The sequence below is a fragment of the Gardnerella sp. 26-12 genome (assembly GCF_001660745.1).
In the GTDB taxonomy this organism is placed as follows: domain Bacteria; phylum Actinomycetota; class Actinomycetes; order Actinomycetales; family Bifidobacteriaceae; genus Bifidobacterium; species Bifidobacterium swidsinskii.
This window is the reverse complement of the sequence record NZ_LWSR01000028.1, coordinates 1-14879: the sequence shown is the minus strand read 5'-3', so window position 1 is coordinate 14879 and position 14879 is coordinate 1. Positions and strand designations below refer to the sequence as shown.

Below are 14879 nucleotides of genomic sequence, written 5' to 3'. Positions count from 1 at the left end.
AATTATTAGAACTGAATTCTTTATCTGCAATAAAAGTTCCATCATCGTTTGAGAAGGAGAAATGTATGCGCACTGGTGCAATAATTTTTTCTTTCATTTCATCCGATGCTGATTGTGGCATCAAGTTCGAGAGGCTATCGCCGTATGTTTGCATTCCAGTCTTTAACGCTGTAATTTCTAAATCAGATAGGTGCTTTTTGAACTTTGCATTTATATTGAGCTGATCACCTTTAGTGGCAAACGTTATGTTGAATGGTGAGCTGCTAGTGGCATCATTAAATCCATTAGTGAGTTTTTTAGCTTCTTCTGAATGGCAATGTACGTATTCTTCAATATTTGCGCTTTTAGGTGCAGAGCAATTGTAATGTGGCTTAAGATTAGTTGAATTGTAATGTGGTTTTGAAATTACGTAGCCACCTACTGCAACTATTGCTACTACTATGACAACAATAAGCCAAGTGTATTTTGACTTATGAGCACTTGTATTTGTTGCATTTGGATAAGCGTTTGCAGGATAGTTGTTGACTGGTTGTTGATTATTCTGATATACGTTTGGTTGGTAACCATTATTTAGATTTACATTATTAGGGTAATTGTTGTTCTGGTATCCGTTATTTGGGTATCCGTTATTTGGGTATACGTTGTTTTGATACTCATTGTTTTCATAACCATTGTTTGGGTATCCGTTATTTGGATTTACATTATTTGGGTATGTATTATTTTGGTAACCATTATTTGGATACTCGTTATTTGGCATCGGAGCAGGCGAGTAGTTGTTATCTGGCAATTGGTTAGAATCCATAATTACTCCTTATAATGAATTGATAATCCGATAAAAATATACTCAATAATGCATACTAGTGTAGGATAATAAGTAAAAATTWCATCTGTTGATATGAATAAAATTCTAGAAATTTGGTGTAAAACATTCGATTCAAATCATATTCGCAATATTTTCTATGTGGTCATGCGCACAAGGTAGTGTAGAAATAATTACGTGGTAACAAGGAGATATAGTGACTGAGCTTTTTACAGCTTCTCCTGTGATGGAACAGGCTGAAGCGTCTACATCAACTGATTCTATTTTTAATCGATTGCTAAAAGATCGCATTATTTGGTTGGGATCTGAAGTAAAAGACGAGAATGCCAATGTTATTTGCGCACAAATGTTAATGCTTGCTGCGGAAGACCCTAAGAAGGATATTTGGCTGTATATTAATTCGCCTGGAGGTTCAATTACTGCTGGTATGGCAATTTACGATACTATGCAATTAATTGAGCCAGATGTTGCGACTATTGCTGTTGGCATGGCTGCATCTATGGGTCAGTTCTTGCTTAGTTCTGGCACTCCTGGTAAGCGTTATATTACCTCGCATGCGCGTGTGCTTATGCATCAACCTTCTGGCGGTGTCGGTGGTACTGCTACAGATGTACGAATTAATGCAGAGCTTATTATGGATATGAAAAAAACGCTTTCTGAATTGACTGCAAAGCAGACTGGTCATACGGTAGAGGAAATTTACCGAGATAATGAATACGATCACTGGTTTACAGCTCAGCAAGCTTTGGAGTATGGTTTCGTAGATAAGATTGTGACCACTCCTGCTTCTATGCGCGGTGAGGAGTAATTATGGCAAGTGAAGAAGCAAAGTTTGTTGCGCGTGCCGAGCGTTTAGCTGGTTTTGGCGGTGTTACTTCTGCTCAGCGCATTACTAATCGTTACGTATTGCCTCAGTTTGGCGAGCAAACTCCATACGGCATGAAAACTCAGGATCCTTACACTAAGTTGTTTGAAGATCGCATTATTTTCATGGGTGTGCAAGTAGATGACACTTCTGCTGATGACATTATGGCTCAGTTGCTTGTTTTAGAGAGCATGGATTCTGATCGCGATGTGATGATGTACATTAATTCACCTGGTGGTTCGATGACTGCTATGACTGCGATTTATGACACCATGCAGTACATTAATCCAGATGTTCAAACTGTTTGCTTGGGTCAGGCTGCTTCTGCTGCTGCTATTATTCTTGCTGCTGGAGCTGCTGGTAAGCGCATGATTTTACCAAATGCGCGTGTGCTTATTCATCAGCCTGCAATGGGCCAAGATTTTGGTAAAGCTACTGAAATTGAGCTTCAGGCTAAGGAAATGTTGCGTTTGCGTTCTTGGTTAGAATCAACGCTTGCAAAACATACTGGTCAAGATATTGAGCGTATTCGTAAAGATATTGAAGTTGATACTATTTTGACTGCTTCAGAAGCCAAAGCTTATGGAATGGTTGACGAAGTGCTTGAGCGTAGAGCATAATTCAATCTTTACAACTTAGCGGATATTTATCAATATCAGTATTTTTAACAACAAACCCCGGTCGACACGCCGGGGTTTGTGTTTTAGTGCAGATGGTTGTATATTAGTCAAGTTGCCGGAAACAAGGACATGGTTCTTGAGGCTGGAAACATGCGCCAGTAGCCCAACGGATTAGAGCATCTGACTACGGATCAGAAGGTTGCAGGTTCGAATCCTGTCTGGCGCACAAACAAAACGCGAAGCTTTTGCTCCGCGTTTTTTTATTCGTATGCAACTAGCTCGGTTTATGCCTCTCAGTTATACTTGAAAGTGCGAATCACATATTTTGCACTATAAAACGTTATAAACGCTATAAATGCTATAAATGCATTTAGTGGAGGAAATATTTACAATATGATACGACGCAGTTGGAGAATAGCTTGCAATATTGCAAATAATGAGCGAATTTCTGGATTAATTATGCTTGGTTTTGCTCTTACTGGCTTATTGCTTGCAAACATTCCTTTAACAGCGCCAATATTTGAAGCCATATCGCATACTCATGTAGGCATTCCGTGGACGAATATACATATGTCAATTGGTCATTGGGTGCAAGACGGCGTGCTTACTATTTTCTTCCTGTCAGTTGGCTTAGATTTAAAACACGAACTTATTGCTGGTTCGCTTTCTGATCCTCGTGCAGCTGCAATGCCAATGATTTGTGCTGTTGGTGGAATGATTGTACCTCCTTTACTGTTTGTTGCTACGGTAACTGTATTTTCTGAATTGCATGCCGGGCAGGAGATTATGCGTCTTACTTCTGGCGCTTTACCTTCGCTTGATATGGTTCGTGACGGGTGGGCAATACCTACGGCAACGGATATAGCTTTCTCTCTTGCTGTTCTTGCTTTATTTGCAAAAACTTTGCCACATGCTTTGCGCGCATTTCTTATGACTCTTGCTACAGTAGACGATTTGCTTGGAATAGCACTTATTGCTGTGTTCTTCTCGTCTCTTAACGCATGGTATTGGTTTGCTGGAGTAGTTGCTTGTGGTTTGGTTTGGACTACTTTAGTGCGTTTAAAGCGTGTTCCGTGGCCGTTGGTTGTAATAGTAGGAATTATGGCATGGATTATGATGTATGAAGCTGGTGTGCATCCAACTTTAGCTGGAGTAATGGTGGGTTTGCTAACTCCGGCGCATTTAGTTCATGGTGAACAAACGCTTCGTGCTGAACGCTATCGTGAAAAAATTCAGCCTGTTTCTGCGCTGCTGGCTCTTCCAATTTTCGCTCTTTTTGCTACAGGAGTGCATTTTGAAACATTGACTTGGGAGTTGTTCTTCTCGCCAATTTTGATTGCTATCACTATTGCTCTTGTTGTTGGTAAACCTGTTGGAATTATGGTAACTGCTTGGATATCAAAGCGTGTTCTGGGCTTGAAAGTTCCTGATGGTCTTCGAGTAGTAGACTTAATGCCTACAGCATGTGCCTGTGGAATTGGTTTCACTGTTTCTCTTCTTATTGCTTCTCTTGCGTATTCTGACGCAGATTTGTCTGCTGAAGCACGTTTTGGTGTTCTTGTTGCTTCTATTATTGCTGCAGGAGTTTCTGGATTCTTACTTTCTATGCAATCAAAGCATATGGAAGAAGAATTAGATGAAGTTGAAGACTAATTTCAATTATTATTCTTAACATCTTTGCAAGTAAGTTTCTAATGGAGTAATTATGTCTAATAGTAAAGAGGATTTTTCAGTAGATGTTTCACCTTGGAATAACACGTATCATCGTGGTTCTGTTGTAATGCGCGGTTCTATGATTCCTAAGGAGAGCACTACAGAAACGCTTCTTCGTAACGATAACAATCAGCAGCTTGTTTCTGGAGTTGGTGTAGAAGTAGATAAAAGATGGGATTGGCGTAGTGCGGATCCGTGGCGTGCGCTTCGTATTCAAGCTGAGTTTGTTGATGGTTTTGACGCGCTTGCATCGTTAGGTAAAGCTGTTAGTATTTTTGGTTCTGCTCGAATAAAAGAAAACGATCCCGAGTATTCTTTAGCGCGCACTATGGGTTCAGAGCTTGCAATACGTGGTTTTGCTGTTATTACAGGTGGCGGTCCTGGAATTATGGAAGCTGCAAACCGTGGTGCTGCAGAAGCTGGTGGTACGTCTGTAGGATTGGGGATTGAGCTTCCTCATGAGCAGGGTTTGAATAAGTGGATTAATCTTGGCATGCAATTTCGGTATTTTTTCGTACGCAAAACAATGTTTATGAAATATTCTTCTGGAATTATTGTGTGCCCTGGCGGTTTTGGCACAATGGATGAAATGTTTGAAGCTTTGACTTTAGTGCAAACGCATAAGGTTGCGCGCGTGCCTGTTGTTCTTTTTGGTACTTCGTACTGGAATGGTTTGATTGACTGGCTGAAGTCTACAGTAACTCAACGAGGTTTTATTTCTTCGCTCGATCCGCACTTGTTTGCTGTTACAGACGACCCAATAGAGGCGGTGCGCATAGCATCTGGAATTGAATAATCTAAGAGTTTTTGCGTTCGTTTACAAGCGTTGTAAGCTGCCAAATTTCTTCGCCAATATCAATTCCGCGAGGGCATTGTCTTGAACATGCTCTAACTGACTGGCATGCGCTAATACCGTCACTGCTGTCTATTAGATCAAGGCGATGCTCTGTTGCATTGTCTCTGGAATCGTAAATAAAACGAGCCGCGTTAACCAATGCTGCAGGCCCAATAAAGGCTTCTCCGCCTGCATAAATTGGGCAAATTCCTTCGCAAGCACCGCACATAATGCAATTGCTCAAAAGCTCAAATTTTTTAAGTTCCTCAGGGTGTTGCAAAAACTCAATAAGCTGGAGTTTCCCTTCAGTATTTCTAGTAGAAACGTTAGAGGCTTGCAAATAAGGTTCTAAGCGTTTTATTTGCGAAATCATAGGCGAAATATCGCAAATAAGATCTCGCTGAACTGCAAATCCTGAAAGTGGAGCAAGCTCAATAACACCAAAAGTGCCATTTTGCAAAGTGGTAGTTTCTTTAGATTTTTGCTGTAAAGTTAGCGATTTTTCCGACTGTGAGGAGCTGTTAGTAGTTCCAGTTTTTCTAAAGCCTCGAGATTGCACGCTATTTGTGCTTTCAGGACGTGCGTTTGCGCCAATAGTTGCACTGCATAGTAAGGTTGGCATGCCATTTACGTTTGCAGCGTCAGAACCGCAAACGCCGTGACCGCATGAGTAGCGGAAAGCTAAAGTTGGGTCGATTGTGCGTTTAATAGCTAGTAAACAGTCAAGAATAGTGTCAGTAGAATGAACGCGTAAACTGTAATCTTGAACCCAATGCTTACCTTGAATTCGTTTTGGAGAAGATTCGTAAGGTCCGGAAGATTCACTGGATTTACTAGATATTCTGGATTCACTAGATTCTGAAGAATTGTTTATGTTATTTTCTGAAGAATCTAGTTTTGCGAAAGGATTACTGCGCTTCCTGCGCGCAAAAGGACTTTCTCTGCGCTTGTGCTCCGTCTGTTTACTGTTTGAATTATCTTCAGATTTATCAAATGGAGTAAAACGTGAAATACGCAAAGTAACAAGCGCAGTGTTATCACCAAGCTCATTACTCATTGCAAACCTCCAATACGTACTGTTCTAGTTTGCCACAATACTTGCACAGAAACATTTTTTAGTACTTGGCGCATCCTCACGTTAGGCTTGAACTATGACTGACGCTTTATTTTTGCTTGATACTGATCACGATAATGCTCCTGTGCTTGCAGAAGGAATCGAAGAAGGGTGGACGATTGCGCTTCCATCTCAAGTAAAACGTCACGCTATATCCGCCATGCGGTTATCAGAAGGCGATGCTTTGCAACTTTCTGACGGCAAAGGCTTGCGCATTCACGCAAAGGTGACGGATGTAGAAAACGGCTTGGTTTGTGTAGAAGCATTTACTAGGGAAGCTCCTCGCATGACTAGACTTGCGCTTGTTCAAGCTTTGGCAAAAACAGGGCACGATGAGCAAGCAATTGATATGGCTACGCAAATTGGCGTGGATGAAGTAATCCCTTGGTGTGCGGATCATTCAATTGCAAAGTGGAAACCTGGTCGCACAGATAAGCGTTGGAGCCAAGTTTTACAGTCTGCTACAGAGCAATCTCGTCGCGCATGGATGCCTGAACTTCAAGAATGTGTTTCAAGCAAGCAAATAGTGGCAATATGTAGGCGTGCGTGCGTTTACGGAAATCTCGTAATTGTATTGCATCAAGACGCAACTGATTGCTGGAATCAAATAGAACAAGCAGTAAATACTCTTAGCGAGCGCTGTTTGGAGGATGGTAAAGAGCGCACTGTTTACGTTTTGGTTGGGCCAGAAGGCGGTATTAGTGACGATGAAGTGTCAATGTTTATTGATGCTGGTGCTAAAAGCTGCGTTTTAGGCAGTAATATTCTTCGTGCATCTACTGCAGGCCCTGTAGCTCTTTCTCTTCTTTCGCGCGCTTTAGGACGTTACGAATAATCGCATAAATCGTATCTAAAAGTGCTCATAATTGTGTAAAATAGTAAGAAGCATGTCGATTGCTTTTTAGCTTAAGGCATTGATTTCATTTAGTAACAAATAGGGGAGAAACCATGAGTGGTATCACTTACAATACTGATGCTGATTGCATTTTTTGTAAAATTGTTGCTGGAGAAATACCGAGCAGCAGAGTTTATGAAGACGATTCGGTAGTTGCTTTTAAAGATATTAATCCGCAAGCAAAAGTGCATGTGCTGATTGTGCCGCGCAATCACTATAAGAATGTTGCTGAGCTTGCTAGTAAGGCTCCTGAAACTTTGGCTCATATTGCTGGTGTTGCGCAAAAAATTGCTGATGATGAATTCAACGGTGATTATCGACTCGTATTTAATACTGGTATTGATGCTGGTCAAACAGTGTTTCATGTTCATGCTCACGTATTGACTGGCGAAAAACTTGTAGAAGGTAGCTTGTAAACCGTGACGAAAAGTACTACGCGTTTTGTGCAAATTCCTAGCGAATTAAGCTCGGTTGCAGTTTTAGGTGCTGCAGATGCTGGTTTGCGTGAAGTAGAACATGCTTTTCCAGAAGCAGATATTACTGTGCGAGGCAAAGATGTTCAAATTGTTGCTCGTTCAGCTAGAGCAGATGAAGATGCAGCTAAAGCTGAGTATGCGTTTAGACGCATGATTGATGCGGCTTACGAACAACCTATGGATGCGTACGAAGTAAGACGCATGCTTGAGCGTGATATTTTGCATAACGGTGAACACAATGTGCGTATAAACCGTATCGGTCATGATGGTGGAGTGCTTGGGAATAGTATTACTTCTTCGTCGTATGTAATTAATAATTCTGTTTCGCGCACTGAAAATGAGTTTTCAAGAGATTCAAGTGAGCTGTTGCCTTCTAGTGAAGAAGCGCATCGCCGTGCTATGAGTAGAAGAGCTCGAATGAGTAAAGGCGTGATTACGTTTGCTGGAGGAAATCCTGTTCGCGCAAAAACTGCTGGACAAACAGCGTACGTGCAAGCAATGGATTGCAATATTGTAACGTTTGGGATTGGTCCTGCTGGCACTGGAAAAACGTATTTAGCAGTTGCTAAAGCTGTTCGTGCATTGGAAGATGGAAGAGTCCGCAGAATTGTTCTTACTCGTCCTGCTGTTGAAGCTGGCGAAAACTTAGGATTCTTGCCTGGTACTTTAAACGATAAGGTTGATCCATATTTGCGTCCACTCTATGATGCACTTTCTGATATGCTTGGATCTGCACAACTAAAACGCTATCTTGACGAGAATGTTGTTGAAGTTGCTCCTCTTGCTTATATGCGAGGGCGCACATTAAACGATGCTTTTGTTATTCTTGATGAAGCGCAAAATGCGACTGTTCAGCAATTAAAAATGTTCCTGACTCGACTTGGTTTTAATACAACCATGGTGATTACAGGAGATAGCACGCAGGTTGATTTAGCAGTTGTACGTTCTGGTCTTGTTTCTATCGAGAAGATTTTGGGCGAAGTTAAAGATATTGCTTTTGTGCATTTGCAAGCAGAAGACGTTGTGCGTCATGCTTTGGTTGGTCGTATTGTGGAAGCATACGAAAATTACGATGCAATGCTTGAGCGTAAAAAACGTGAACGTACTAAAGAATCTACTGAGAGGAATAACGGATAAATCATGAGCATTGAAGTCATGAATGAAACAGTGTGGAATATTGACGCTAAAATCTTCTCAGATCTTGGAATGTGGGTTCTTCAACAAATGAAAGTAAGTACGCATTCGGATTTATCAATTACTTTTGTTGATCCAGAGCCAATTGCCTGTTTGCATGAACGTTGGATGAACCTAGAAGGCCCAACGGATGTTATGAGTTTCCCAATGGACGAACTTACTCCTGGAAGCGATGAAAAAGTTTCTGAAGGAATGCTTGGAGACTTGGTGATTTGCCCGTGGGTTGCTCAACAGCAGGCGCTCGCAGCTGGGCATAGTACTATGGAAGAAATGTTGTTGCTAACTATTCACGGTATTTTGCATTTGCTTGGCTACGATCACACTACTCCGGAAGAAGAAAAGCAAATGTTTGGTTTGCAACGTCAACTAATGCTTACTTTTTTCGCTGCTCGATCTGGAGAATTGTATGATGCAACTTTGCCAGAAGGTGCAGTAAACGAGCTTGAGCGTTACGATGCTGAGCATGAAGCGAGTAGCGTCAAAAATAAAAATAAAAAACAGCATTAAAGCGCATTAAGAGCATAATTATGGAATATATTAAACGAATATTTTCTAGCATATCAGTTCCGCAATTGCCGTTGCATGTCTGGATTGGTTTAGCCGCATTGCTTATGCTGGCAATGCTGCTTGTATGGCTTTCGCTTGCTATGGCTGCTGCAGAAGGGGCATTGCCTAGAGTTACTCGTGCAAGCTTAAATAATCTTATGATTGAAGCGCAAACGCATGATGATGAAACTAGTGCCATAGTGCGTATGCGTCGAATTGCTAGAATCCATCGTGTAAAAAAACTGATTGCTGACCGTTATACAACTTCTGGAGCATGTGCTTTTGTGCGTGTGCTATGTAACGTTTTAGATGGAGTTTTGTTTGCTTCTTTAGCTGCATTTTTCGGCTCGCCTTTATGGGTAACTCTTATTATTGGTGTTGTTGTTTCAGTAGTTGTAGCTGTGATTTCTATTCTTGTTCGTCCACGTTCGGTTGGTGCGGCTCAACCTGTAGCAAAGTTGATACGGCTTTCTCGCATTGTGTCTATTGCTATTGCGATTAATCCTTTAGTGCATATTGCTAGCGATGTTGACGTCACTTCTAGGAAAAAGCATGTTGATCTTTCAGATGATGAAGCTTTGGAAGATATTCAGCTGGATCAAGCAAAGGCGAGTATTGACCGACTTGTTGAAGCGAATGATTTCGATCCGGAAGTTTCTGAAATGATGCGCAATGTGCTCACGCTTTCAGATACTTTGACTCGCGAAATAATGGTGCCTAGAACTGATATGATTTGCGTAAAAAGTGACGAAACGCTGGAAAATTTCCTTAAATTATGCTCTCGTTCAGGATTTTCTCGAGTTCCCGTCATTGGAGATTCTGTAGATGATTTAGTAGGCGTTGCTTATTTGAAGGATGCTGTACGCGCTACTGTGTTTAATCCTGCAGCATCTTCTAGAGCAATTGAAACAATTAGCCGAGACCCTATGCTTGTTCCTGAGTCGAAGCCGGTTGACGATTTATTCCATGAAATGCAACGAATTCGCCAGCATGTGGCAGTAGTGGTTGACGAATACGGCGGTATTGCAGGCTTGGTTACTATTGAGGATGCTATTGAGCAAATTGTTGGCGAGTTGGAAGATGAGCACGATCGCACTCAGCATGCAGATCCGGAAGAAATACGTGACGGTGTGTGGAAGATGCCTGCTCGAACGTCAATCGCAGATTTGGAAGATATTTTTGAAGTTCATATTGACGAAGACGATGTGGATACTGTGTTTGGTTTGCTTACGAAGTTGATTGGCAATGTGCCGATTGTTGGTTCCAGTGCTGTTACAAGAGGACTAAAATTAACTGCTGTAGATTCAGCTGGTAGGCGAAAGAAAGTATCTACTATTTTAGTAGAACGAGATGCGCAAGTTTTGGAAGAGTCTAAGGATAATCAAAATGACATTAGCTCTTCCGAAAAATCTGCTGAAAGCAAACAAACCAATGCTTTGAAGCAAGCTAGTACTATGAAACAAACGAATATGCTGAAATAAAGAACTGGACGGTAAGAATAACGTGAATAATATTAACAACTTTGACGATACTGATGACTTCGATGACACTGATGACTTTGACGACGAGATGTTTGCAAATCTAGACGCTTCAACTCGCGCAACGATTTCTACTCCTGATTTTCACGGTTATCGTTCCGGTTTCGTAGCTGTAGTTGGTAGACCAAACGTTGGTAAGTCTACGCTTATGAATGCTCTTATTGGTACGCAAATTGCTATTGCGTCGTCTCGTCCGGAAACTACGCGTAAAGCTATTCGAGGGATTGTTACTACCGATAATGCACAAATGGTGTTGGTTGATACTCCTGGTATTCACCGTCCTCGTACGCTTCTTGGTCAGCGTTTGAACGATATTGTTGACGAGTCACTTTCAGATGTTGACGCGATTGCATTTTTGCTTCCAGCAGACCAGGAGATTGGTCCTGGGGATAGGCGAATTCTGAGTCGACTTCGTTCTGATTTTGCTAAAAAAGATGAGAAGGGCAATTGGACTTGGAAAGTTCCGCTTATCGGTATTGTTACGAAAATCGATACGCTTAGCCGCAGCGAGTTAGTTGCGCATTTGCTTCAAATTCAGCAGTTTGCCGATTTTACGGATATTGTGCCTGTGAGTGCGTTGGAACGCGACAATGTTGACGAAGTTAAGAATGTTTTGATTCAGAACTTGCCGGAAGGTCCGCAAATGTATCCGGCGGATCAGCTTAGTGAGGAAAGCCCAGAAAGCATGATTTCGGAGCTTATTCGCGGCGCATTTTTGGAAGAGTTGGACGACGAGTTGCCTCATTCTTTAGCTGTTGTAGTTGACGATATTGTGTATCCGGGGGATGGCGAAGATACTCAATATGATGACAATAAAGCGCATGTGCTTGTATCTGTTTATGTTGAGCGTGATTCTCAAAAGCCGATTATTATTGGTCATCGTGCGGAGCATTTAGTGCGCGTAAAGAAGCGTTTGCGCACGGCGGTAAATCGTATTACTGGAACAAAAGCTGTGCTTGAATTGCATGTGAAAGTTGCAAAAGGATGGCAGAGCGACCCTAAGAAGCTTGAGCGTTTAGGGTTCTAGTAGAGCATATTTTGCTTATTTCGATATTATTGGACAATTACTTAATTTTATTGTGCCTTAAGCCTAATGTGTTTGCACAAAATTGTCGTAAATTAATGCAAAGCCGCGGCGAGCAAGTTGAATAAAACAAGTTAAGCCGCGGTTTTGCGATATGCACTTAGTTAAGTTAATTTAAACAAACTACTTTTTGCGCGTCGTATACATTTGTGTATTAAGTAAAGTAGTGTAGCGCTTAATAACTCGTGGACGAATAATCTTCATAGACGCAGTCATTAAGCCGTTTTCTTGCGTAAACTCTTCTGGCAAAATAATGAACTTTCGCACAGATTCTGCGCGTGACACGCCTTCGTTGGCAAGATCTATAAATTTTTGCACTTCAGCACGAACGACAGCATTATTAGCAGCCTCTTCCATGCTCATAGTAGCGTCAAGACCCTTGAGTTTAAGCCAATTTCGTAAAGTTTCTTCGTCTAAAGTAACAAGTGCAGAAATAAACGGACGCTTATCTCCAAGAACGAGAGCTTGAGACACAAGTTCGCATCTCTTAATCATCTCTTCAATAGGTCCAGGAGCAACATTCTTACCGCCAGCAGTAATGATCAAATCCTTCTTACGTCCGGTAATATAAAGCATGCCATCGTCGTCAATTCGTCCCAAATCGCCTGTTGCATACCATCCATCTTTAGTAAATGAAGTTTCTGTTGCTTCATCGTTTTTGTGATACTTATGGAATACGCAAGTGCCTTTAATTTGAACTTCGCCGTCGGATGCGATTCGCAAAGTAAAAGCTGGGAATGCAATGCCAACAGAACCTTCTCGGAATGGAACTCCAATAGGAGTAAACGCGCATGGTGCAGTAGTTTCTGTAAGACCATAACCTTCGTAGACAGGAACTCCTGCTCCGCGGAAGAATGAAAGCAATTCAGGATCTAGAGGAGCTCCACCTGCAACAATCCAGCGTGCGCGACCGCCAAGAGCTTGGCGAAGTGGACGATAAACAAGCGGATCGTAAGCAGTGCGGCGAGCTTTAGTAAGAGCTTTAGCATCACCAAATTCCTGAACTTCCTTCATATACTGTTGAGCCGTCACAACAGCACCCTGGAAAGCCAAGCCTTTAGCACCGTGACCAGCCTTCTGCGAAGCTGCGTTATAAACCTTCTCAAGAACTCGAGGGACAACGATCATAACCGTAGGTTTTGCAACTTGCAAATCAGAAATCAAAGTAGGAATACCTTGAGCAATATAAATGCGCAATGTACTTGCAACAACAATATAGTTAATTGCTCTTGCAAAAGAGTGTGCTTGAGGAAGGAACAAAAGCACAGAACCGTCTTTTTCGCTAAGCAAATTTGGCAAGTAAACAGGCAAATTCAACGCTGTAGTGCAATAGTGTTCGTGAGTCATTTCCACGCCTTTAGGTGCAGCTGTGGAACCAGAAGTGTAAACAATAGAGCACAAGTCTGTTTTCTTTACAGAATCAATGCGAGCATCTAGTTCCTCATCGCTAACAGCGTATCCGAAAGCTTGAAGTTCTGCTAAACCGCCTGTTTCAATGCAAATAATGCGTTCCAAGCTTGGGCATTCTTCAATAGCTCCATCAGCTTTATCTCGCATGTCAGTTGTTTCAACAATAAGGAAACGCGAGTCGGAATTATTCACAATATTGCGAATTTGCTCAGCTGAATCCGTGTCATAAATAGTTGCAAGAACACCACCACAAGCCATAACTGCTGCGTCGGTGACGTCCCACTCATATGATGTTTTGCACATAAGGGCAACGGCGTCGCCTTTGCGCAATCCGTAGTGCATCAAACCTTTTGCAGCATCGCGTACTTCTTGAAGGAACTGATTAGCTGTTTTTGTGACCCACTTATCGTTTTCTTTATAAGTGTAAAGAGGATCGTCGCCCATACGTGCTGCGCGATCTGCGTATAAGTCATAAATGCTTGTGCCTTCGTCAAGAGGTGCTGCGCTTTCGGTTTTTGTGGTCAGCAAGCCTGTTTTCGGATCGATAAACGTCGTTGTTGGCATTTGCGCGCCCCACTCTTCTACGTGTGGAAGGCGTTGCTTTTGTGAAAGTAAAGTATTTGTGTTTTCTTGATCCGTATTAAGGTAGTCTGGTTCGCCTGCACGGTCATCGCTGACTGGGTGCGCGAAGTTACTGCCAATACGCAATGCTTTACGGGCAAGATTAAACGCTTGCTGTTGGAGTGCATTAAAAACGGACACATTTGCTCCTTCATTATGCCAAACGGCTTGCGGATTAAGCGCACATCATAGTATCATGCTATGCACTTTCATACTATTAACTATAATAATCGTTCGTATGCTCAAGTAGCAGTTATATTCGATTTGATTAGTAATAATTTTGTATTTGCCATAAGTCGTAGCCTGTCGTTAGAATAACAAAGTTGCTTTGGCGAGGGAATGTGCCGCTAGCTTTGTGGCAGAGTTCCGTTATCGACTGGGCTGATAGCCTCTTATGGTTTTCGGCGCGTCGGTGCGCCTGAAGCTGGATTAACAAACTAAACTATCCAGACCATAAGGAGACCGATATGGCTACAAAAATTACTCTTGAAGGCGAATTGCGCACTGAGTTTGGTAAGGGTGTTGCTCGTCGTTTGCGCGTAGCTCAGCTGATTCCAGCAAGCCTTTATGCTGGCGGTGCTGAACCAGTGCATGTTACTCTTCCAATGCGCGAAACCACTTTGGCTTTGCGTCATGCTAATGCTTTGTTCACTATTAAGTTTGGCGAGGAATCTCGCATTGCAGTTGTTAAGGATGTTCAGCGTAACCCTGTTAAGCGCATTGTAGAACACATTGACTTCTACGAAGTTAAGGCTGGCGAAAAGATTGACGTTGAAGTTCCAGTCTTCGTTGAAGGCACTCCAAAGGGTGCTGCAGTTGCATTCGTGGATGTCCAGGAGCTCAAGGTTCGCGCAGACGTTGCTAACTTGCCAGAGCGTTTGGTTGTTAACGTTGATGGTTTGACCGACGGCATCAAGGTGTTTGCTAAGGATGTCAAGCTTCCTGAGGGTGTTGAGCTCGATATGGATGGTGAAGAATCCGTTGTGAGCGTCACTGTTCCTGAAGATGCTGCTACAGCCGAAGCTGCTGCTCCTGCTGCAGATGCTGCTGCCGCCGCTCCAGCTGCTGCTCCTGCTGCAGAAGAAAAGTAAGTTAACGTATTTACTTATAGATTATAAAATAGTTTAAAATTTTAAGCCGCATAAGTC

14 protein-coding genes and 1 tRNA gene are annotated in these 14879 nt (G+C 42.3%); 12 read left to right on the top strand and 3 right to left on the bottom strand.

The window, feature by feature from the left end; all coding sequences use genetic code 11:
- The coding region (locus tag A5295_RS02665; protein WP_064621629.1) for a hypothetical protein at nt 1-802 on the bottom strand (802 nt) is incomplete at its 3' end.
- Between the two features lie 214 nt (nt 803-1016).
- Here A5295_RS02665 and A5295_RS02660 point away from each other — a divergent pair.
- The 5 genes from A5295_RS02660 to A5295_RS02640 all read left to right on the top strand — a co-directional run bounded on the left by A5295_RS02660 (nt 1017) and on the right by A5295_RS02640 (nt 4814).
- A complete protein-coding gene (locus A5295_RS02660) occupies nt 1017-1628 on the top strand; it encodes an ATP-dependent Clp protease proteolytic subunit (RefSeq protein ID WP_004108703.1) in 612 nt (203 codons plus the stop codon).
- A 2-nt stretch (nt 1629-1630) separates the two neighbouring features.
- On the top strand, nt 1631-2305 hold the full coding sequence (locus A5295_RS02655; RefSeq protein ID WP_004108705.1) for an ATP-dependent Clp protease proteolytic subunit: 675 nt from the start codon (nt 1631-1633) through the stop codon (nt 2303-2305).
- Nucleotides 2306-2457: 152 nt separating this feature from the next.
- Nucleotides 2458-2531, top strand: a tRNA-Arg gene (locus tag A5295_RS02650).
- 167 nt (nt 2532-2698) lie between these two features.
- Nucleotides 2699-3958: a Na+/H+ antiporter NhaA gene (locus A5295_RS02645; protein WP_064621628.1), complete on the top strand. Its 1260-nt coding sequence runs from the start codon at nt 2699-2701 to the stop codon at nt 3956-3958.
- 52 nt (nt 3959-4010) lie between these two features.
- On the top strand, nt 4011-4814 hold the full coding sequence (locus A5295_RS02640) for a TIGR00730 family Rossman fold protein (protein WP_064621627.1): 804 nt from the start codon (nt 4011-4013) through the stop codon (nt 4812-4814).
- A 1-nt stretch (nt 4815) separates the two neighbouring features.
- On the opposite strand, the gene A5295_RS02635 is transcribed toward A5295_RS02640, so the two are convergent.
- Complete coding sequence (locus tag A5295_RS02635) at nt 4816-5910, bottom strand: succinate dehydrogenase/fumarate reductase iron-sulfur subunit (RefSeq protein WP_064621626.1); 1095 nt, start codon at nt 5908-5910, stop codon at nt 4816-4818.
- Nucleotides 5911-6004: 94 nt separating this feature from the next.
- Here A5295_RS02635 and A5295_RS02630 point away from each other — a divergent pair, with 94 nt between their 5' ends.
- The 6 genes from A5295_RS02630 (at nt 6005) to era (ending at nt 11643) form a co-directional block, all read left to right on the top strand.
- Nucleotides 6005-6802, top strand: a complete 798-nt coding sequence (locus tag A5295_RS02630; RefSeq protein ID WP_064621625.1) for a 16S rRNA (uracil(1498)-N(3))-methyltransferase — start codon at nt 6005-6007, stop codon at nt 6800-6802.
- A 113-nt stretch (nt 6803-6915) separates the two neighbouring features.
- Nucleotides 6916-7278 carry a histidine triad nucleotide-binding protein gene (locus A5295_RS02625; protein ID WP_004108733.1) on the top strand — a complete coding sequence of 121 codons (363 nt, stop codon included), beginning with the start codon at nt 6916-6918 and terminating at the stop codon, nt 7276-7278.
- 3 nt (nt 7279-7281) lie between these two features.
- Nucleotides 7282-8475: a PhoH family protein gene (locus A5295_RS02620; RefSeq protein WP_064621624.1), complete on the top strand. Its 1194-nt coding sequence runs from the start codon at nt 7282-7284 to the stop codon at nt 8473-8475.
- A gap of 3 nt (nt 8476-8478) precedes the next feature.
- Nucleotides 8479-9039 carry an rRNA maturation RNase YbeY gene (ybeY, locus tag A5295_RS02615; protein WP_064340645.1) on the top strand — a complete coding sequence of 187 codons (561 nt, stop codon included), beginning with the start codon at nt 8479-8481 and terminating at the stop codon, nt 9037-9039.
- Between the two features lie 20 nt (nt 9040-9059).
- Nucleotides 9060-10559 carry a hemolysin family protein gene (locus A5295_RS02610; protein ID WP_064621623.1) on the top strand — a complete coding sequence of 500 codons (1500 nt, stop codon included), beginning with the start codon at nt 9060-9062 and terminating at the stop codon, nt 10557-10559.
- A 22-nt stretch (nt 10560-10581) separates the two neighbouring features.
- Nucleotides 10582-11643 carry a GTPase Era gene (gene era, locus A5295_RS02605; protein WP_064621622.1) on the top strand — a complete coding sequence of 354 codons (1062 nt, stop codon included), beginning with the start codon at nt 10582-10584 and terminating at the stop codon, nt 11641-11643.
- Between the two features lie 180 nt (nt 11644-11823).
- Here the strand turns inward: era and A5295_RS02600 are convergent, their stop codons facing one another.
- Nucleotides 11824-13872, bottom strand: coding sequence for a long-chain fatty acid--CoA ligase (locus A5295_RS02600; protein ID WP_004108746.1), 2049 nt, complete (start codon nt 13870-13872; stop codon nt 11824-11826).
- A 326-nt stretch (nt 13873-14198) separates the two neighbouring features.
- On the opposite strand from A5295_RS02600, the gene A5295_RS02595 reads away from it, so the two are divergent.
- Nucleotides 14199-14822 carry a 50S ribosomal protein L25/general stress protein Ctc gene (locus A5295_RS02595; protein ID WP_064621621.1) on the top strand — a complete coding sequence of 208 codons (624 nt, stop codon included), beginning with the start codon at nt 14199-14201 and terminating at the stop codon, nt 14820-14822.
- The last annotated feature ends 57 nt before the right edge of the window (nt 14823-14879 follow it).